Source organism: Desulforhopalus vacuolatus, assembly GCF_016918505.1.
Lineage (GTDB): Bacteria > Desulfobacterota > Desulfobulbia > Desulfobulbales > Desulfocapsaceae > Desulforhopalus > Desulforhopalus vacuolatus.
The window spans coordinates 1-19,655 of record NZ_JAFFPZ010000011.1; the positions used below are offsets into that span (position 1 = coordinate 1).

At 46.4% G+C, this 19,655-nt stretch carries 19 protein-coding genes and 1 pseudogene; 6 read left to right on the top strand and 14 right to left on the bottom strand.

The window, feature by feature from the left end:
* Positions 1–261 precede the first annotated feature (261 nt).
* From JWG39_RS08560 to JWG39_RS08600, 9 genes are all read right to left on the bottom strand, one after another.
* Positions 262–1,530, bottom strand: a complete 1,269-nt coding sequence (locus JWG39_RS08560; protein ID WP_205218977.1) for an acyl-CoA thioester hydrolase/BAAT C-terminal domain-containing protein — start codon at positions 1,528–1,530, stop codon at positions 262–264.
* 653 nt (positions 1,531–2,183) lie between these two features.
* Entirely contained in the window at positions 2,184–2,501 is a 318-nt protein-coding gene (locus tag JWG39_RS08565) for a hypothetical protein (RefSeq protein WP_205218978.1), read from the bottom strand.
* A 175-nt stretch (positions 2,502–2,676) separates the two neighbouring features.
* Positions 2,677–2,967: a HigA family addiction module antitoxin gene (locus tag JWG39_RS08570; RefSeq protein WP_205218979.1), complete on the bottom strand. Its 291-nt coding sequence runs from the start codon at positions 2,965–2,967 to the stop codon at positions 2,677–2,679.
* Positions 2,967–3,245, bottom strand: coding sequence for a type II toxin-antitoxin system RelE/ParE family toxin (locus JWG39_RS08575; RefSeq protein WP_205218980.1), 279 nt, complete (start codon positions 3,243–3,245; stop codon positions 2,967–2,969). The genes JWG39_RS08570 and JWG39_RS08575 overlap by 1 nt, the downstream gene beginning before the upstream one ends.
* Before the next feature lie 522 nt (positions 3,246–3,767).
* Complete coding sequence (locus JWG39_RS08580) at positions 3,768–3,977, bottom strand: hypothetical protein (protein ID WP_205218981.1); 210 nt, start codon at positions 3,975–3,977, stop codon at positions 3,768–3,770.
* 261 nt (positions 3,978–4,238) lie between these two features.
* Positions 4,239–5,819 carry a hypothetical protein gene (locus JWG39_RS08585; RefSeq protein ID WP_205218982.1) on the bottom strand — a complete coding sequence of 527 codons (1,581 nt, stop codon included), beginning with the start codon at positions 5,817–5,819 and terminating at the stop codon, positions 4,239–4,241.
* Between the two features lie 76 nt (positions 5,820–5,895).
* The gene (locus JWG39_RS08590) at positions 5,896–6,801 is read right to left on the bottom strand and encodes a S1 family peptidase (RefSeq protein WP_205218983.1); all 906 of its coding nucleotides are present in this window, start codon (positions 6,799–6,801) and stop codon (positions 5,896–5,898) included.
* 1 nt (position 6,802) lies between these two features.
* Positions 6,803–7,117 (bottom strand): CU044_2847 family protein, encoded by a 315-nt coding sequence (locus tag JWG39_RS08595; RefSeq protein WP_205218984.1) that lies wholly within the window; start codon positions 7,115–7,117, stop codon positions 6,803–6,805.
* A 307-nt stretch (positions 7,118–7,424) separates the two neighbouring features.
* The gene (locus tag JWG39_RS08600; protein ID WP_205218985.1) at positions 7,425–8,795 is read right to left on the bottom strand and encodes a transposase; all 1,371 of its coding nucleotides are present in this window, start codon (positions 8,793–8,795) and stop codon (positions 7,425–7,427) included.
* 101 nt (positions 8,796–8,896) lie between these two features.
* Here JWG39_RS08600 and JWG39_RS08605 point away from each other — a divergent pair.
* Positions 8,897–9,625: pseudogene (locus tag JWG39_RS08605) on the top strand (IS91 family transposase); the annotation flags it as partial.
* 287 nt (positions 9,626–9,912) lie between these two features.
* Here JWG39_RS08605 and JWG39_RS08610 read toward each other — a convergent pair.
* Entirely contained in the window at positions 9,913–10,695 is a 783-nt protein-coding gene (locus JWG39_RS08610; protein ID WP_205218986.1) for a hypothetical protein, read from the bottom strand.
* Between the two features lie 321 nt (positions 10,696–11,016).
* The gene (locus JWG39_RS08615; RefSeq protein WP_205218987.1) at positions 11,017–11,340 is read right to left on the bottom strand and encodes a hypothetical protein; all 324 of its coding nucleotides are present in this window, start codon (positions 11,338–11,340) and stop codon (positions 11,017–11,019) included.
* Between the two features lie 215 nt (positions 11,341–11,555).
* On the opposite strand from JWG39_RS08615, the gene JWG39_RS08620 reads away from it, so the two are divergent.
* The 5 genes from JWG39_RS08620 to JWG39_RS08640 all read left to right on the top strand — a co-directional run bounded on the left by JWG39_RS08620 (position 11,556) and on the right by JWG39_RS08640 (position 16,887).
* Positions 11,556–11,999 carry a phage integrase N-terminal SAM-like domain-containing protein gene (locus JWG39_RS08620; RefSeq protein WP_338032195.1) on the top strand — a complete coding sequence of 148 codons (444 nt, stop codon included), beginning with the start codon at positions 11,556–11,558 and terminating at the stop codon, positions 11,997–11,999.
* A gap of 499 nt (positions 12,000–12,498) precedes the next feature.
* On the top strand, positions 12,499–12,762 hold the full coding sequence (locus JWG39_RS08625) for a ferredoxin (protein WP_205218988.1): 264 nt from the start codon (positions 12,499–12,501) through the stop codon (positions 12,760–12,762).
* Between the two features lie 5 nt (positions 12,763–12,767).
* Positions 12,768–14,810 (top strand): excinuclease ABC subunit UvrB, encoded by a 2,043-nt coding sequence (uvrB, locus tag JWG39_RS08630; RefSeq protein WP_205218989.1) that lies wholly within the window; start codon positions 12,768–12,770, stop codon positions 14,808–14,810.
* On the top strand, positions 14,807–15,484 hold the full coding sequence (locus JWG39_RS08635) for a lysophospholipid acyltransferase family protein (RefSeq protein WP_205218990.1): 678 nt from the start codon (positions 14,807–14,809) through the stop codon (positions 15,482–15,484). Before uvrB ends, JWG39_RS08635 begins: the two co-directional genes overlap by 4 nt.
* A complete protein-coding gene (locus tag JWG39_RS08640) occupies positions 15,484–16,887 on the top strand; it encodes a cobyrinic acid a,c-diamide synthase CobB (RefSeq protein WP_205218991.1) in 1,404 nt (467 codons plus the stop codon). The genes JWG39_RS08635 and JWG39_RS08640 overlap by 1 nt, the downstream gene beginning before the upstream one ends.
* 72 nt (positions 16,888–16,959) lie before the next feature.
* On the opposite strand, the gene JWG39_RS08645 is transcribed toward JWG39_RS08640, so the two are convergent.
* From JWG39_RS08645 to JWG39_RS08655, 3 genes are all read right to left on the bottom strand, one after another.
* Positions 16,960–17,319 (bottom strand): hypothetical protein, encoded by a 360-nt coding sequence (locus JWG39_RS08645; protein WP_205218992.1) that lies wholly within the window; start codon positions 17,317–17,319, stop codon positions 16,960–16,962.
* A gap of 246 nt (positions 17,320–17,565) precedes the next feature.
* Positions 17,566–18,333 carry an acyl-CoA dehydratase activase gene (locus JWG39_RS08650; protein ID WP_205218993.1) on the bottom strand — a complete coding sequence of 256 codons (768 nt, stop codon included), beginning with the start codon at positions 18,331–18,333 and terminating at the stop codon, positions 17,566–17,568.
* Complete coding sequence (locus JWG39_RS08655) at positions 18,330–19,613, bottom strand: double-cubane-cluster-containing anaerobic reductase (RefSeq protein WP_205218994.1); 1,284 nt, start codon at positions 19,611–19,613, stop codon at positions 18,330–18,332. Before JWG39_RS08655 ends, JWG39_RS08650 begins: the two co-directional genes overlap by 4 nt.
* Positions 19,614–19,655 lie beyond the last annotated feature (42 nt).

The window sequence follows — 19,655 nt, forward strand, 5'->3', positions numbered from 1 at the left end:
TGTGGGTAAGATGCCATACTTGACCAGGAATATAATGCCGTTTTGCTCTCGCCATAAGAAATTATTTTCTAATGCAGATCTATATTAACGTTTTTGAGCCTAAAAAACGCATTATTGACAGGTATAAGAGTTAAAAGAACACATCTTACACACGAATACAAACACTTACCTTGGCCCGACCCTCGTTCCTTCGCAAACGGTTTCGCAAACGGTTCAGATCCTGGTTCGCTCTGCTCTCACGATCTAACCTTATTCGTTAGATTATTTTAAAAATTCTTCAAAAAAATCGATCATGGCATCCCATGTTTTGATCATTACAATTGAGGTTATCTCAATATTAGAGGAAGTAAAAATCAGATTCCTGCAGACTTCCGCACTGGGCAAATAAGGCATGCAAACAAGGTGTCCTGCACCTTTTTCTCTAAAGTATTTGCATGGATACTGATGCTCATGCTGTTTAAGCCGTTCAGCGATTGTGTCTGCGAAATCTGCAGCTGGCCAGACTTGATCATCCGTTCCAGCAACCAGAAAGACCGGCCCGTTGATTTGTTCTACACGGATTGCAGCAGTGTCCAGGTTCTTTGAAGCCCTGAGCCCTCTTGTATAACTTTCTCGGAACGCGACGGTTTTGCCAAGGAACAGCTTGAAAATGGTATACAATGGCACTTTCATCGGCAAATAGGGCACTGTTTTTCCTCCTTGAGTCCAGGAACTGCCGGGGCGGCCAAAGCGTAGCCCTTGCCAGACAAATGAACTGCCAGAGAAAGCTGCAACTGCTTTTATTTGCGAATAAAGAGATCCGAGAAGAAGCGCCAATTCGCCTCCTTTTGAGTATCCGTATACAGCAATGCGGTCACAATCCACAGAGTTGTGTTGCCCCAACCAGGAAAGCCCTCTTTCAATGAACTCAACCGGAATCTCATGCAATTCCCTGGGAAGTGAACCAGCACCGAAATATGCCAATGCAAAAGCAGCATAACCATGTGCCGCCAGAAGGGAGGCACGCGGTTCATTAAAACCTCCACCTGATCCACTAAGACAAATTACCGCGGGATGTGGGCCTTTGCTTGCCGGGTAGAATAAGGTGCCTGTTACCCCCTCCTGGTCAACCGGTTCACGGATTACTTCAGTTCCCTTCGAACTGAATATCCGCACAATGGTTGTTTGAGCAACCGTCTCTTCATTTATTTCGACAGAAACTTTAACTGATAGTGGCGTAACGGTTTTTTTTTCGAACATGGAGACGGGATTTGTTGTATCCCCGTCAGGACGCATTGACCATAAGATTGCGGAAGGATCCGCGATAGCAAAAGTACCGGCAAGGGGTGCCTGTTTTGAAATATCAATAGAGCCTGCCTCATCGCTTTGAAAGGTCCCCCAAGACATCCAGGTTGTTCCTGCTTCATCCTGCGTTCTGGCTCGTATAGCAACTTCATGATTAGGTGTCAGACCGCATATCTTAAAAGTCATCAAAGGTTGGTCTGCTAAAGATTCACTTGGCTGGATAACGATTTTACATTTATCGCTCATTCTTTATTCCTTTTCGATAAGCATAGTAATCTAACGTGAAGTTAAGTGGCACCAAAAGTTTCTAGTATATCGTTACTTGAAATAGAGAAATACCATTAAAGATTGAATGTTGAAAATGCCGTAACCTTTTGGTGTTCCTCTTGAACGCCTGGTTAAATTCATCTATTATTAATCATTGACACCATATCAGAATAGAAATTGTTGTAATTTCTCCATCCCATTAATGCAGTAACATTGGTGGCATAATTTATTACTCTATCGTTACTCAAATCAAAGGCTGGGTCTTTGTAATAAGTTCCTTTATTTGAAAAGATCTCTATTTGAGCTAATTTTTCAAAAATTGTAACGTTAGGTTCTCTTAATGACTGTTCGTCTAAATGACGAACGGGGGTAAGAACGGGGTAAGCGGGGGAGGCAAACGGGGTCGGGCCACGTTAACTCTCTGATTACTCGAAATTAACGTCCCATTCAGAGGTGTTTATTGAGCCTATATCCTCATTTCTACCATCATATTCGACATTATAGGTTCTGTGTTTTTCACGAAGTTGAAATCCGATGTCATGTTCTAAAACCTTCCGACCTTTACCACGAAACCCCAATTTCGAATGAATTGTTTCTACAAAACTTCGGCTTCCTACAGCTACACTTTCACTCTAACCCGGTTGCCTGCCGCAGGTCCTGTTGGTAACGGATTCATTTACCAATTCATTATGAGTCTCTCGGAAGGTACTATAGGATGCAAACCCTGTAAGTTTCGCTAACTTTTGATAATCAATGAGCACTGACTTCTTTTTAGGCATCTGGATTTCATTATATCCACAAAAAGGCAACTCAGAGGGATGTGCAACGACACCAGCACGAACCATGTTACAATCAATATAGACAGGGCATCTCAGCAGGTGCTGTTCGGTCTCCACTGCAGTTGAATGGTATCGATCCTCCCAAAAAGCTCCTTTCCTCTTTTTTCTCATATTGTATTCTTGCCCGGTTCTTCCAGCAATCAACTGCAGAGATCGAGGTATGACATCTGGGAACCTTGAATAATCAGTCTTTCGCCCATCTTCTTCGTTACAGTTAAAAATTTATCCTCGCAGGTAAGCGTCAGACTCCGATATCAAACATATAGCTCCGGTAAATTTTTTCTGTTTACGCCGGAACCTCAATAGGTTCAATTTCTGAAAGATCAACACTCTGCTTCGCATGCCATAAATTATAGCTGTCCTGCATATGAAGCCAACTTTCGGGGGTACGTCCTAAGCATTTGGATAAACGAAGAGCCATTACAGGACTTATAGAGCTTTGCCTCTTTAAAATCCTTAAGAATGTTGAAGGAGACACTTTAAGTCGCAGGGCAACACTACGTGGTGAAACCCCCAATGGTTCCAAGTAAACTTCTTGAATAAATTCCCCTGGATGGGGCGGGTTATACATAGTCATTAGTGATAATCCTCATAATCTACGACATAGGCATTGCCATCTTTGAATTCAAAAACGACACGCCAATTGCGGTTTACATCAATCGCCCATAATCCTTTATGATCACCTTTTAAGCTGTGCAACCGCCAACCCGGTGTATTCATATCTTCAATACATGTTGCTGTATCAAGTGCAATTAAGCGCATCCTTAACTTTTGCTTATGGCCGGCCTGGATTCCAGAAAGGTTGCCTGTTTCAAAAAATTTCCGTAGTCCTTTGTGCTTAAAAGATTTTATCATACATTTATAATATAGCATATTGCGCAATACGCAACGCTTAGTTTTAGAAACAGAACGTCAGTCATAACCGGCGGATTTTTCGTAAGCAGAGCGAATGAAAATGCGTCCGTGTTTATGGATTGGTTGTGTGCCGGGCACGGCACACGTTCTTAAGGGTGAGTCATCATAGTAATTCGGACTATAATGAGCAAGTTCCAGACCCAGCCTGATGGAGGCGAGCCGGAGCGAAGCGGAGACCACGACACGAAGTGGAGAGAGACCGAAGGGAACGGTAACGGTGTAGCGTTATGAAGTGTCAAACGGGGAGTGTCAAACGGATGTCAAACGGGGTCGGGCCACGTTAACTCTCTGATTACTCGAAATTAACGTCCCATTCAGAGGTGTTTATTGAGCCTGTATCTTCATTTCTACCATCATATTCGACATTATAGGTTCTGTGTTTTTCACGAAGTTGAAATCCGATGTCATGTTCTAAAACCTTCCGACCTTTACCACGAAACTCCAATTTCGAATGAATTGTTTCTACAAATCTACAAAACTTCGGCTTCCTACAGCTACACTTTCACTCCAACCCGGTTGCCTGCCGCAGGTCCTGTTGGTAACGGATTCATTTACCAATTCTTTGTGAGTCTCTCGGAAGGTACTATAGGATGCAAATCCTGTAAGTTTCGCTAACTTTTGATAATCAATGAGCACTGACTTCCTTTTAGGCATCTGTGGGTAAGATGCCATACTTGACCAGGAATATAATGCCGTTTTGCTCTCGCCATAAGAAATTATTTTCTAATGCAGATCTATATTAACGTTTTTGAGCCTAAAAAACGCATTATTGACAGGTATAAGAGTCACACGAATACAAACACTTACCTTGGCCCGACCCTCGTTCCCCTTAACTTCAAACCACAAAAGAAAATCTATAAGCATACGATAGACGCCTTCAACAATTAGAAAAGACGCTAAATATATAGAATTCCTCTTGTGGTTATTACAGAATTATCCACTAATCGTACTATGCGTCACAACAACATCCTCATTTTTAGAAAAGACAGCCTTCTTATCTTGGCTAAGAGTTATTAATTTCAAAGACTGTCCATTAGTGCCATCAGAGTTAGAGTTTTCAGTTTGATTAGTAACCTCTTGCTGCTTCTTTGAAATTTTTCCTAATAATTTGTTTTCGAGAGTCTTTCCTTCAGTTTCATTGGCTTCATTTTCGGTTGTCCCCACACGTCCCCAGATCTCAACCTCTTTATTTTTCGTATTCTTCACCCACATACGAAAGATTACATCATAACCATCTGTCGTGATAGAATCTACGTCAACTCTCAATTCAGGAAGGGACAGAAGTTGTTCTCTAAGCTCATCCGGCAGAGGATTGATTGAACCGCCAGAATAGACAAGATCAGCAAGCAGCATAGAGGCTAGGCATGCACTTGCGTAGCTTTTGCCACTAGCAGTCTCAATCATTGGAGGTGGATTGCGGTCACTATTCAAAAGCACGCCTAAACTACCTAAATCAGTTTGTGCCCATTTGCCCTGATTTTTTAGCTCAAACTGTTCCATTGTCAAGCTTCCATATTCAGGGTTCAGATCTATCGGGGTTATTTGAGCATATGATAGGTTATTAGTCTTTAGCTCTTCCAGGACTTCTTTTGTGTGGGCAGCTCCTATTATCATAGCAACAGGATTGCCTGATGCTTTCGCAATTAAATTCTCCGCAACATAGTCTACCATTGTGCGACTACGCTGTGAGGCGACATCAAAGAATTTGCGTGTTTCCTCCATCTCCTCGGCTACTTTGGTATCGATTTGAACATTTAATTCGTGAGCTCGCTCTTTAATTTCATCAATCTGTTCTACAAGCTCTCTTGTTGAAGTATAAGAACCATCATTTATTGCTGCATAATACTTTTTGGTCCAAGGATCTGCATTTAACATAAGCTCAAAAGTTTCTGTTATCTTTTCTTGTCCAATTAGATCATTTATCTCTTTTATCTGAGCTTGACTGAATGAATATTTTTCTGCAATTGCTATGAGGTACATAATTCGCGGACTTCTTTCAACATCTAAAGTCACTCCATATTCATCCGGTAACTCTATGCCATAAACTTCTACATTGGAGTAAACCAGTTCCATTAATTCTGCCGAATTTATTTCGCCATCTGATAGCATCATGACAGCAACTTCTTCCCGTCTTGTTTTTGCAGCATCCCCTCCAGCATTATGAAACCAATCACCCGATATTGGCTGTGCTGTCTGCATGGCTCCTTCTAAGCCGATAATCTTTACATTGTGTTTCCGATAGAGGCGATCAAGCATGACTGCCGTTTGCAAGCGTCCGATCTGCGATGTATGATATTCTCCAAATACGAAAACTTGTCCTTTTTCCCCGTCGGAATAGATATTTCCGACATTACCCACGCCCTCTGCAATTTCTTTTGCAACACTCTCAATGTCCCCTTGTTTTTCCACTGGAGTTGAAGTAGGAGTACTCTCAATTTCTCTCGGTTTTTCCGGTGGAGTAGAGTCACACGATACAACCAGCAATAAAATGATCATGATAATGAGACAATTCATTTTGTTTAACATAACTCCCTTTCTCCTTATAAACTCATTGGTTGAAATTTTATGTAATGACAATAGGAACCTTTTTTCACAGATCCATCCGTTGCTCTATCGCTTTCTTGATCGCATAATCAACTAAAGGGTGTCTTTTTTGCTTAGGCAATTCAATTTGCTGTATAGCATTAATTGCTCTGCTATCACCGGTCTTTCCTATGGCATTGACTATCAATGATTGGGTTGCCGGATCGGATGCCATTCTCTTGAAGGAATTTTTAAGTGAGCCTATGCAATTTGAAAGTGTTGAACCACTATAAGTAGTAATAATTTTTCCTGCAATATCTCGAGTTTTAGCAGGAGGAGATTCAGGAACTAATAATTCAATTTTCTTTTCAAGTAAGTACATTGATTCTTGGATTACTTCTTCAATAGGAACGGCTAAAGCCATCTCATAAGATTCTGCGTCCAGCCCTCCTCCTACCCAAACTATCATTCCTACTATAGCTTCTTGTTTAGGGATCCACATGGGAGAACCGCTTCTTCCTGGACGGATAGTTCCTTGCTTCGCCCTAAGTTGTAATCGGGGATACTTTTTAAATGTCGTTCTATCGATTACTTTTCCTTCAATGGTATTGGCGCCAATATAAACCTGTTTCTTGGCGCTATCGTAGCCTCTCGCTATGAAATCTGATGGTCGATTGTCCCATGCTGTCACTCGAATATCACTGGCTCCCTCAACATCACGATAGGCTCGTAGAGTCGCAAAATCTCGAGGACGCGAAAAGCAGCAATCTTCCAAAAGTTCTGCCCGTATCCATTTATCCCATCTATCATGTCGAATCCAATAATCTCTCTTCAAAGGATGCTTTTTAGAGCAAAGAACATGATAACAAGTAACGATTAGATCCTTGAAAATATAGAATCCAGTACCATTTCCCGTATTGCCATCCCAAGAAACCTCAACCACGATAGAACTTAAAAGCTTTCTCCCACACATATCACTTAGTTTTCCATTTCAACTTAATTTGGAATGCACCTTCGCTGCCAGCCTTAGCAAAAACCACACCAGCTTCACCGGTAAGCTTAACTCCAAAACAAACCTCAATCTCATCAGGGGTTGCTTTTTGTTCAATATTACGAAGCCCATTGTAGGTATTCTCCGCTGTACTTTTCACCAAATCGAGAACCGAGGCAAACTTTTCCTGTAGCTCTTGAATTATTCCTTCGTCAGATACTTCACCAACATAAGGCCCACCGATCTCAAATAATACTGGTGGCTTGTTATCATCAATAATTATTTGTCCGTATGGCATCTTTACATTTCCTATAAGCTATTAGTTTAGAGGTTTTGTTTATTTTTTATCACACATCATGAGTTTCCAACGGAGTTTTTCAGCTATTCCCGGTCCGAGCTAAAAAACGGCCTAAAATTGATTTTCGTACCATCGGCTGTGAATTCAGCACAAAACCAAACAGTATAATGTGGTTTTTGAGCAACAATATGCAAATCGGGTAGGAACCAGCCGTATTTATAACGTCTTTTTGACACACTAATCCATTTGCCCCTGTCGATATTTTTCGAGCAGGGATCTCATTTTTTATATCAGTCCGATTATACTGTCAGTATTGCAGTGGAACCGGATTGTACACCAACAGGGAACGATATAAATCCTCCATATCCTCGATGTAAAAATTCCGAAATTTACTGCGTACATTTTCCCAGAATAATCTTCTCGTCTTAAAGCTCTTGCAGGCAGCCTGAAACAGAGGGCAACATAACTGCAGGATCTGATCAATGAGAAAAGCCAACATCATGAGGAGAACAAAGACTTCGGTCAGATGTTTCTTGCCGAGGCCAAAATTGTGATCGAAGTGATCCCCCTGGTTTTTCAAGGTGTTGAATGTTTCATTTTCAATCTTCCACCTGGCGCGGGCACCACGCATAAAATGAAAGATATTTTCTTCAGTGATGGTCAAATCGGTAATCCAGGTGAAGTGTTGTGTTTTGCTGGTCTTACTGTTTTCTTCCCAGTATTCGACAAAAGTAACCCTTGTATCTTGGTGTGATTTATTGAGAGGAGCGTTATAAACGACACGAAAGCAATGGGTTAAGTGGGGCGTATTCTGTTGGGTTACCGTAAGTTCCATGCCCTCTCCCCTGGCCACGGCATCGTCCACGTACTGAAAAAGAAACTGGTGATCTCCCGGCTTTGCACCCAGAATATAATGGAGATTATTAGCCTCAAGATCTTCTATATGCGGTACGTTGGAACTTAAGGCATCCTCGTTGACAATGAATTGAAGGTGTGGATGGTCCTGCCGCAATTTGCCGAGAAAACGCCGTACCGCATTACGTTCACAGTCCATTTTTTTATCGCCGTCCTGTTTCCTGATGGTTTCCGGTGGCAGGACAATGACCTCTTTATGATCAGGGTGAACAACAGCTGCACCGACCGTTTGAAGATAATAGGTGACCTTGCCGCTCTTCCGATGCTTTTTTTCGAGGCAGGCATCAGAATGTCGGGAATCCGAAGAAAAATAACCTGTGACGTTAAGATTGAGGAGATAGCAGCCTTCCATAAAGACAAATTTTTCCAAGATCTTACCGCGCTGCAATTGCCGGAAGGCATCCTTAAACAGTGGCCGGAGATCATTAGGATCGACCCCGTCGAGGATCTCCCGCATTGAGCTGTCGCAGGGAATACTGCCCATCCCATAGATGGACATAAGATTCTGACAACTACGAAATCTCCGTTGATCAAAAACGAGTAACGAGGGGTCTTTTAGCGAAAACATGGCAAAACCGGCCATAAGTGAATCGGCAAGAGTGTGGGTAACAGTACCTGTACGATGCTCACGAATCCCTGCAAAACCGGTATGCATGGTTTTAATAAGTGCGTCGGCATTCAGATGTTGACGAAGTCTGATCTCTTCAGTTCGGGCCATTTTTCGTCTGTGGCTTTTTATAGTTTCTTTTATGTGACGGGACATTACAGCCTCCTTGTAAGGTTTTAATATTGCTTACAAAAAGACGATTACAATCGCATCGATATGTCAAGGGAAATTTTACCTTGATTCCTGAAATGTTTACGAAGACTTTTTTTAAAAACTACGCTATTGCTGGGTTTCAGGGGTGCCCGGGAACCGCTGATACCCATTCAAGAAACCTTGACTTCCATCCGCATATCCATGTGGTCATTCCGGCAGCGAGTATCAATGTGAAAACCGGACTCTGGAGAGCTAAAACTTCTGGTTATCTCTTCAGTCATAAGGCCCTGGCCATGGTATTCAGAGCAAAGTTTTTGCAGGCTGTGGTCGGCCATGGAATGCAGGTGCCAGAAGATTGCCCTTCAACGTGGGTTGTTGACTGCAAAGATGTCGGCAACGGAGACAACGCTATTGTGCATCTTGGGAGATACCTTTATCGGGGCGTAATCCGCGAGAAAGATATTCTGCTGTGCGAAAATGGCAACGTTACTTTCAGGTATCTTCATGCCAAAACCAACCAATACAGGACCAGGACTGTCACTGGAGAATATTTTCTCTACCTGCTCATGCTGCATGTATTGCCGAAAGGCTTTCGCAAAGTCAGATGTTACGGTTTTCTCCACCCATGCAGCAAGAAGCTTATCCGTTTTCTGCAGCTGGTACTTCGAATCAATCCGTTTAGGATGCTGGCCGGTAAACGAGAAAAGAGGCCGACAATCGTTTGTCCGGTATGTGGAGCGGCAATGAAAATCATAAAAACCAGGATACAACGTCCGCCAGCCAGGCGTACACCTCTGCCACATCTGATGCTACAGGAGGGTATGCCTGTGTAAATCTTATTCGATATCACCAGTTTTTGAAAAACCGGGTTTCCCGGCAAGGGATACTTTTGTCAAAAAACACTCCATTTACTTCGAGAACCCTTATGTATCAGAACATTTTTCCCCAAAATTTGAGAGATTGGCAACGGAACAGCCTGTACTTCCCTTCTGTTTAATCCAGAGTCCTCAAACCCAAAAAGCTATTTTCTATATATATAGCCGGGCTTGTCCAACAAACGGTTCAGATCCTGGTTCGCTCCGCTCTCAGGATCTAACCTTATTCGTTAGGCGCCCTTACATTAGATAATACCGGCGGATTTAAGGTCGTCTAACTTTTTCTTAGCTCCATCAATCAAGGTATTGTAGATCTCAGAACTTGATTGATATTGCTCCGGAGTGATTTTGTCGTTAGTTAGCTGATCAAGCAAATCCTCCACTTTCTTCGTGAATGTGGTGATCTGGTCTTCGTAGAGTTTAGACAGCTCCATTTTTGCTTGAGTTTTAGCCTCTTCTACGGAATACTTAACTTCGTATAAGTATAAGTATTCATAAATTTCTTTGTTTTCAAAGAAACTTTCCGATTTGTAAGAATCACAAACAACGGTTGCAAATAAATGCATCCCATTACCAAGAGGTTCGTCTTTATAGCTGGAATTGAAAGATACTGAAGTTGAACTTCCAAAGCTCTCAACTATACCACTCAGAACTTCAAAGCATTTCCCCGCTATATAAAGTTCCATGTTCTCCATCTCGGCGATTGCCGCTCCAACTTCTTCGGCTTTTTCAATCGTGACCCCATCGGGTGCGCTACTATCGCCAAATACAGCTTTAGAGATAGCATCAATGATTGCTTTAACATTTTTCATAGACCAGTCAGATTGCTGCATAAAATCTGCATTATTTCCAGATATGAAATCCAACTTGTCGTAATTATTATCCTTATAGTAGTCGTTTAACTTCTTTTGCATCGCATCATTATACGTTTTTGACTTACCCTCCAGCTCTGACTCTATCTTGTTAAGATAGCTGCGATATTCATCTTCTTTTTGTGCCATTTCAGCGATCGTTGGTGAGTGACCCATGATTTTCTCCTTACGTTTGTTTGTGCACCGTTATTGATTGTGAGTTAGACGAATCCGGTACATGATTTAATTCGCCTAACGTTTTAGGCATAAGCGGCGGCGCTCGGCCAGACGAGCACCACGGGCCTTTTCCGGCCTAGCACCGCCGTTTCAACCGTCCGATTTCATGCCCGTGTTAGGTTATTTTTATGAGAATCAATGATCGAATTAATATCTTTAATGGCTTCATGCCTTTTTGTTTTTTCTTCATCTTTCGTGGTGGCCAGGTACTTTGCGAAGCGGTAGAACTTTTTTTCAGACAGAAGCATTACGCCAGGGTCGTCATGTGTTTCGCAGTAATGATCCCATTTTTTTTGTCAAAGCTTGGCGTTCGGTGCCCATGATGGTAGAGCGGTAAGCGATGTACGAGGTGAAATGTTTTGGGAAAGCACCCCGGATAATGTCGAAGGTGAAGCCAGGGGTTTCATCGTCAGAATCTTCGAGGACGGCCAACTCGTCAGCGAAAACAGCGGCGAAAAGCCTTTGCCGGTCAAGCTTGAAATGCTCACGGGCAGAGGCAATTGCACCACGGTAACCAATTGCGGCACCAATTATTGCCCCGGCCAACCCTGTTGCGGATGTGATAATCGTGGAGGAATCGCACATATCTTTTCTCTTTTGGCTCCTTTAATTGGGGTTATTCTCGGTGGCATCATTTTTTGGTGGATACTTATCCCTCTCTTTGAGAAGAAAATATTTGGTTGTACCTGGGATAAGTTTTCTTAGTTTTAAAACCTAACAGGGGGTTAACTGGAAAAAGTCCATAATATCACCCTATATCTGGACTGTTTTTCCACTACATCTTGTATTAAGGGCGAAAAGTGGAAAACCATGTCCAGTTATTACTTTTATTTTCCTTTTTTTTCACACAATCTAATATTATCACAGCTCTGATGGAAAACAAGCCAAAATTCATTCCAAACCCTCAGCTCAAACTGATGGATCAAGTGCATGAGACCCTAAAATACAATCATTACGCACGTTTAACAGAAAAAACATATTACCAGTGGATTTTACGGTATATCTATTTTTATGGGAAAAAACGCCACCCTAAAGATATGGGGGAACGAGAGATTGAGAGATTTTTGTCCCATTTGGCTTCTGCTCAAAATGTCGCTGCATCTCCCCAGAGACAAAACTTAAATGCATTGGTTTTTCTCTATCGTGACGTTCTACAGACCCCTTTAGATCAGTCCATTGCCCCAGTTCGCGCTAAACGTAAGCGTTATCCTCCTACTGTATTAACTGAAGGGAACCTTAAATAATCGCCCATCTTCTTTATTACAGGCTACCTTGAATAATCAGTCTTTCGCCCATCTTCTTCGTTACAGTCAAAAAATTATCCTCGCAGGTAAGCGCCAGACTCCGTATCAATTATAGGTGGGTAAATTTTCTCCTGTGCCTCGAATATGAACGAATGCAGGCTGTTTCAAGGGACCCATAACCATACTGAGAAAGTACGGCAACGGCGAGGGCTGCGCTGACGAGAAAAATACTGTGAATTCCGGCGGAAGTGGTTACCCTTTTCTGACTGTTGTGAGAAGTGTGAGCACATTGAAGAACCAGTCTTTCGCCCATCTTCTTCGTTACAGGCAAAAATTTATCCTCCGACAAAGCGAGGAACGAGACGTCGAGATATCACTCCTTATATGTCTGCGGTAAATTTCATTGTCTGCGGTAAATTTCATCCTGTGGCTCGAATATGAACGAAATACAAAATTATTCAAGGTCCCTGCAAATATGCTGGAGAACCGGGAGAAAATAATGGAAAAGACAACGAAACGATTTCCAGTGATTGACAGTGCTGACTGCAATCTCTGCCAGGGATGTGTGGACGTAGAGCCGGACGTCTTTTATTATGACGAGAACAGTGGCCGAATAGTGGTTCAAGAGCTGGCGGAATATCCGGTGGCACAGGTGGATGAGGCAATCAAAAACTGCCCGCGGGACTGTATCTCATGGGATATTCTGGAAAAAATGCCTCTGAGCAGGAATTTCACAGAAGAGGAAATTCTTGGAATAGGTTGAGACGTATGGATATCCCATTTGAACTTGTGTCGGCATTCACCCCTGCCGGAGATCAGCCTCAGGCCATAAAATTGCTCTCCGACGGTATTAAAAGCAATATCCGCAGTCAGGTTTTGCTTGGGGTGACGGGGTCGGGCAAAACGTTTACCATGGCCAGTGTGGTGCAGGAAGTACAGCGGCCGACTCTGGTGATTGCTCCCAACAAGACACTCGCAGCTCAGCTGTACAGCGAGTTTCGGGAGCTTTTCCCACACAATGCAGTGGAGTATTTTGTCTCCTACTACGACTATTTTCAGCCCGAGGCGTATGTGCCCGCTTCGGACAGTTATATCGAAAAGGATTCGGCCATCAACGATGCCATCGACAAGATGCGTCACTCCGCCACCCGTTCACTGCTTACCCGGCGCGATGTGCTGATTGTCGCCTCGGTTTCCTGTATCTACGGTCTCGGTTCCCCGGACGAGTACAAAAACATGCACCTCCTGCTGCGCAGTGGCGGGGAGTATCCGCTTGAAGATGTGGTGCGGCAGCTTGTCCGGCTGCAGTATGAACGCAATGACTTCTCCTTCCATCGCGGGACCTTCCGGGTCCGCGGCGATGTGGTGGACATCTTCCCGGTTCATGAAGAGGATCGTGCCATCCGCCTGGAGTTCTTTGGCGATACGGTGGAGAAGATCTCTGTCATTGATCCTTTGCGGGGCAGGGTTCTGGAGCATCTCTCCGAATATACGTTTTTCCCCGGCAGTCACTTTGTCACCTCGAAGGAATCACTGCAGCGGGCCAGCGGAACGATCAAAGAGGAGCTGGTCTCGCGGCTGACCTTCTTTCATGAGCAGAACCGTCTCGTGGAGGAGCAGCGGCTTGAGCAGCGCACCATGTTTGATCTGGAGATGATTCAGGAGTTGGGCTATTGTAACGGTATTGAAAATTACAGCCGCCATCTCACCGGTAAACCGGAAGGGGCGCCACCGCCAAACCTGCTTGATTATTTTCCCGAGGACTATCTGCTGTTCATCGATGAGAGCCATATTGGTATCGGTCAGCTCAACGGTATGTATAACGGTGACCGCTCCCGTAAACAGACCCTCGTGGACTACGGATTCCGCCTGCCATCGGCGCTTGATAACCGACCGCTGCGTTTCGATGAATTTGTTGACCGCATTAACCAGATTGTCTACGTCTCAGCTACTCCGGGAAAATATGAGATGGAGCAGGCTGAGGGGCGGGTGGTTGAACAGCTCATCCGCCCCACAGGGCTCCTCGACCCGCAGATTGAAGTTCGTCCTGCCAAAAATCAGGTGGATGACCTTCTCGAAGAGGTGCGGCAGCGTGCCGGGCGCGGCGAGGCAGTGCTGGTCACCACCCTCACCAAGCGCATGGCGGAGGATTTGACAGACTATTATGAGAATCTCGGGGTGCGGGTTCGTTATCTTCACTCCGATGTGAAGACGCTGGCGCGTATTGAGTTGATCCGAGATCTGCGTAACGGTGAATTCGATGTCCTGGTTGGGATAAATTTGTTGCGCGAGGGTCTTGATATCCCCGAAGTATCTCTCGTTGCCATCCTTGACGCCGATAAGGAGGGCTTCCTTCGCTCGGAGCGTTCCCTGATTCAAACCTGTGGTCGTGCTTCACGGAATGTCGATGGTCTTGTCATCATGTATGCCGATGTGGTTACCGGTTCCATGAAATATACCATTGAGGAGACGGATCGGCGGCGTGTCCTGCAGATGGACTTTAACAGAGAGCATGGTATTGTACCAAAGACAGTGATCTCTTCTGTGAAGAATACCGTGCGTGAACTGCTGGAGAGTTCGGGAGCCGAAAAAAAGGGTGCAACCTTTTACCAGCAGACAGACCACGACGGCGAGTTGCTTGCGGTGGCGGAAGAGATGCCGGAGTTCTCTTCAGTGAAAGAGTTGAATCGGGAGATTTCCAAACTCGAAAAGGAAATGCAGACGGCGGCAAAAGAGCTTGCCTTCGAGCGGGCTGCTGAACTGCGGGACATCATTAAAAAAATGCGTATGCTGGAGATAGAACTGGGGTGAGTGAGCGAAGGGAAAAGATGCTGTTGTGGCTGCTGCCCAAAATGGCGGCTCTTCTGATGAGGGTATGGTTTGCCACCTGCCGGGTACGTCTGCACAGACCGGAAAACTTTATCGCGCCGGGCGAAGAAAAGAGCAGACCGCAACTTGCCTCTTTCTGGCATTATTCTATAATCTTTGTCTTGTATCAGATGCGGCACTACCGGGCGACGGCCATGGTCAGTGCCAGTGGCGATGGAGAATATCTCGCCCGGCTGGCGAGCGAACTTGGCTATGATATTGCCCGCGGTTCCAGTCACAAAAAAGGCGTGGCCGCATTGAAAGGACTGCTGAAGGCGGTGAAAAAAGGGAGAAGCTGTGCCCTCGTGGCAGACGGTTCCCAGGGCCCGGCTCTGGTGGCGCAGCCAGGAGTTCTGCTGCTGTCGGCACGCTCCGGCGACCCGATTGTTCCCCTTGTATGGTCGGCATCGCGATATTTCACTGTTCATTCCTGGGACAGGATGGCTTTTCCTCTGCCCTTTTCGAGGGTGGAGTTTTTCTTTGGTGAACCACTGGTGATTCCTCCAGATGTTAAGGGGGATGAGTTGGAGATGTGGCGGCTTGAGCTTGAGTCCCGACTCCTTTCAATCTATGCAGAAGCATGGAATATTTTCGATAAATCAAAACATTACGAATAATGACTGAAGCAAAATCAACGAAACGCGGAATTGTGGTTGCCGGTCTTGCCGGTGGTTCGGGAAAGAGTGTGGTTGCCGTTGGTTTGACGGCGGCCCTCATCAAACGGGGCTGGGGCGTCGTGCCGTACAAAAAGGGGCCGGATTATATTGATGCCGGCTGGTTGCAGCTCGCGGCCGGACGGCGCTGCTACAACCTTGATCCCTTTCTTGTAGAAGAGGAACGGTTGCAGAACTGCTTCTTCAGCTGCTTTCGTGATGCGGAATTTGCGGTAATTGAAGGAAATCGCGGCCTGTACGATGGCGTAAATGTGAGGGGTGGGTTTTCAACGGCAGATCTGTCACTTACTCTGGATCTTCCCGTTCTGCTGGTGGTCAACTGCTCCAAGGTCACCCGTACAGTGGCGGCACAGGTGCTGGGCTGCCAGAAGTTTGATGAGCGGGTGAATATTGTCGGCGTGGTTCTGAATGAAATTGCCACGAAACGGCAGAGAAAATTGATTACCGAGGCGGTGGAACTCTATACCGGAATCCCGGTGATTGGTGTTATTCCGCGCATGAAAACCGATATTTTTCCCATGCGTCACCTTGGCATGCTGCCCCATCAGGAGTATCGCGACAGTCACGGAGCCGTGGAGCGGCTTGCTGCCCTCGTGGAGGAGAATCTGGACCTCGACCGCCTTGAGCAGCTCATGGCTCCTGTTCCGCGGGCCGGAGAGGCTCCACTTCTCTCTCCCGTTTCCGAAGGGCGCAGGGTGAAGATCGGTATCCTGCAGGATGCTGCTTTCCAGTTCTACTATTCTGCCAACCTTGAGGCCCTGGAGTCTGCCGGGGCGGATCTGGTAACGCTCTCTGCCATGTCGGATGCGCAGCTTCCGGATGATCTCGACGGCCTCTACATCGGCGGGGGCTTTCCGGAGACCGGGGCGGCTGAACTCGCGGCCAATCGGAGCTTTCGCGAATCAGTGCTTTCCGCTGCGGAACGGGGGCTTCCCATCTACGCGGAATGCGGCGGCTTGATTTATCTCGGAGAGTCGATTGAACTGGAAGAAAAGAGGTTCCCGCTGGTGGGGGTGTTCCCGGTGCGTTTTTCCATGTCGAAGAAGCCACAGGCCCATGGCTACTCCAGCTTTGTCGCCGATCGAGAGAATTCTTTTTATGCTCTGGGAAGCAGGGTAAAAGGGCATGAATTTCGCTATTCACGGGTTGAGGCGTGGTGGGGGGATGATGAGATGCTGTCGGTGAAGATGGAACGCGGCAAGGGTTTCCGGGATGGCCGGGACGGCCTGGTGAAAAAGAATGTTTTTGCCCTCTATACGCACATTCATGCTACCGGAACGCTGGAGTGGGCACCGCGTTTTGTTGATCTGTGTCGCACCTGGCACGATGACGGGGCTGTGAAGTAACACCCCGCCACGCGATTGGCTGGACCTTTTACCGCCTGTCCCCTGTCAGGGGACAGATATTCAAGGCACCCTTCAGTTATTTATCTCGTCGCCCAGTACCTTGAGACGGATGGCGGCCTGTTTCTCCGCACTGGGGGCTGGTTCCTCCCAGTGGATGAAAGATTCCGTCACCCGCATGTAGTCACCGGTGTCTTTCTTACACTGGTCACAAATGGATTCGGCATTGTCGCGATACATGATGATTTTCGAGGCGGGATCACCTTTTTCATCTACTGCAGCCATTTTTCGGCAGCCACAGTCAAGGCGGATAACAACAACGCCTATAGCATCAGGGCTTCCCTCAAGGATTCCTCCGATCATTGCCAGTTCGTTTTTTTCTGCGGGAACCTTCTTTGCTGTCTTCTTTCCGGCTCTGTTTGATTTCTTACCCATCAAATTCCTCTCTGTTGCGGATTGACTTCTCAATATGGGTACCTTGAAACAGCTTGTATTTCATTCATATTCAAGGCACAGAAGAAAATTTACCGGAGGTATATATTAAATATTCCGAGGATAAATTTTTGATTGTAACGAAGAAGATGGCTGAAAGACTGGTTATTCAAGGTGCCCAGATGTCTCAACAGGGAACTTACCGCTGAGATGGGCAACAGGTCAATATGTTTACAGGACTTTTTTGATTTATCCCGACGTTGACTCCATTGCCAGCAGGGCTGCACCCAGCGCTCCGATCGCCTGCGGGTCCTCTGGAATCAGCACTCTGCGCTGCAGGTGTTTGGCGAGCAGGGTAGTCATGCAGCGGTTCTTTGCTACACCTCCGGTAAAAATGATATCCCCACTGTCGGAGATGCGGTTGATCATTCCTGCCGCACGGCGGATCACAGAATAATGCAGCCCGCGGGCAATCGCTTTGCGGTCGGCGCCACGGGCAATGAGGGAGGTTACCTCTGATTCAGCGAAGACTGTACACATGCTGGAAATATTGATTTCTTCCTGTGCCTCAAGTGCCGCGTCGCCGAATGTATCCAGCGGAAAACCGAGGTTGGTGGCCATGATCTCCAAAAACTTGCCGGTTCCCGCTGCACAGCGGTCATTCATCTCAAATTTCTTCACCTTGCCACTGGCATAGAGGGCGATGGCCTTGCTGTCCTGGCCGCCGATATCGAGGATGGCAGAGGCACCTGAGATACTGGCGTGGGCACCTTTTGCGTGGGCCTTGATCTCGGTGACGGTGGGGCAGTCAAATTCCACCTCGCAGAGGCTGCGGCCATAGCCGGTCGCCATCAGCAGATCATGGGGATACTGTGCAACCAGCTCCCGGGCTTCACATACCGGATCAAAGCCGGTGTCGCGCTGCTGGCTGCAGAGAACAACACCGTTGTCGTCCACGATGACAAACTCTATGCTGCGGGAACCGATGTCGATTCCCGCGAATTTTCCGCCGCTCATTGCAGTTGCTCGATAAACGCTTCAACCCGGGTCTTGAGCTGGCCCATGTCTTCCATACTGTAATCGGTCTCTACCCGCAGACAGGGGATTTCAGCATCCTCAAGCGCCTTCTCCACCGGAATGGATTCCATCAGGTAGGGCTGACAGAACTGCAGTCCGTAGTGGATGACACCATCCGCGTTATAGGCTTTTACCATCTCTTTGATATGTTGCAGACGGTCATTGTTGGGGGTGAAGACGGCGCAGTCCACCTTGAAATAACGGTCGGTGAGGGCATCTATAAGTTCGTCGATGGTTGTACCGGAATCATCAATCTGGTTGCGGGTATTGCGTTCGCCGACGCAGCTCTCTTCCCCGACAATCACTGCTCCTGAACTTTCTACTACTGCAGGCAGTTTCCAGTTCGGAACCGCCATCGGGCAGCCGGAAATAAGGATACGCGGGGTCTTCGCGGGGAAGGCGCCTTCTTTTGCCTCAATGCGTTTTTCCAGTTCATCACAGAGGTTGTTTACCGAATCGGTGAAACGTGCCGGATTATCAGAAGGAAAGACCTGATTGGCGAGCAGGGCGTCAAGACCGGAGATCGGTGCCGGATCGGCTGCACGCAGTTTCAACAGGCGGTGCATGGCTGCCCGTTTGGTGTTGACGGTGCGGATTCCCTCCCGCAGGGATTCCACTGTAATGGTGACGCCGGTCAGTTCTTCAACTGCCTTTATGAAACGGACATACTCCCCGCGCAGCAGAGCGCGTCCCTCAACGCTCTTCATCTGCGGAATGTCCATGACATAAAGATTGTTTTTTGGCAGAATAGTGCCCAGGGTTTCATAGGCCTTTTTCTTTCCGTCACAGGTGTTTTCACCCACGATCATGTCTGCGCTTTCAAGATAGGGGCAGACTTCGCCAAGGCGGAAACCGAAGGTTGATTTAATCAGCGCACAGGTGTTGCGGGGCAGCAGCTTTTCCACCTCTTCCATGGCAAAATCTGCTCCGGAGCAGAGACCGACAAGGCTGGCGTTGCCCGCCAGGCAGATCTCTTCCGGGACGAAGACACAGTAAGAGCCGATTATTTTCCGTCCGGCTGCCTGTTCATCAAGAAGTTCCTGGATTCGCTGGCCGTGAATCTCGCTGAGAACAAAATCGAAATATTCCATCCCCTTCGGGCGATTCTTCTGGTTGAGATAAATGTCGCCGTAGGCCCCGCCAAGGACCTGCAGCAGGGCATTGTGAGAATCAATATTAAGACCAAGCTTTTTCCACATCTCTTCGTGAGGTGAGTTCATTTGTGCTCCTTGAAATTGGGATACAAGACTTCGATATCTGTA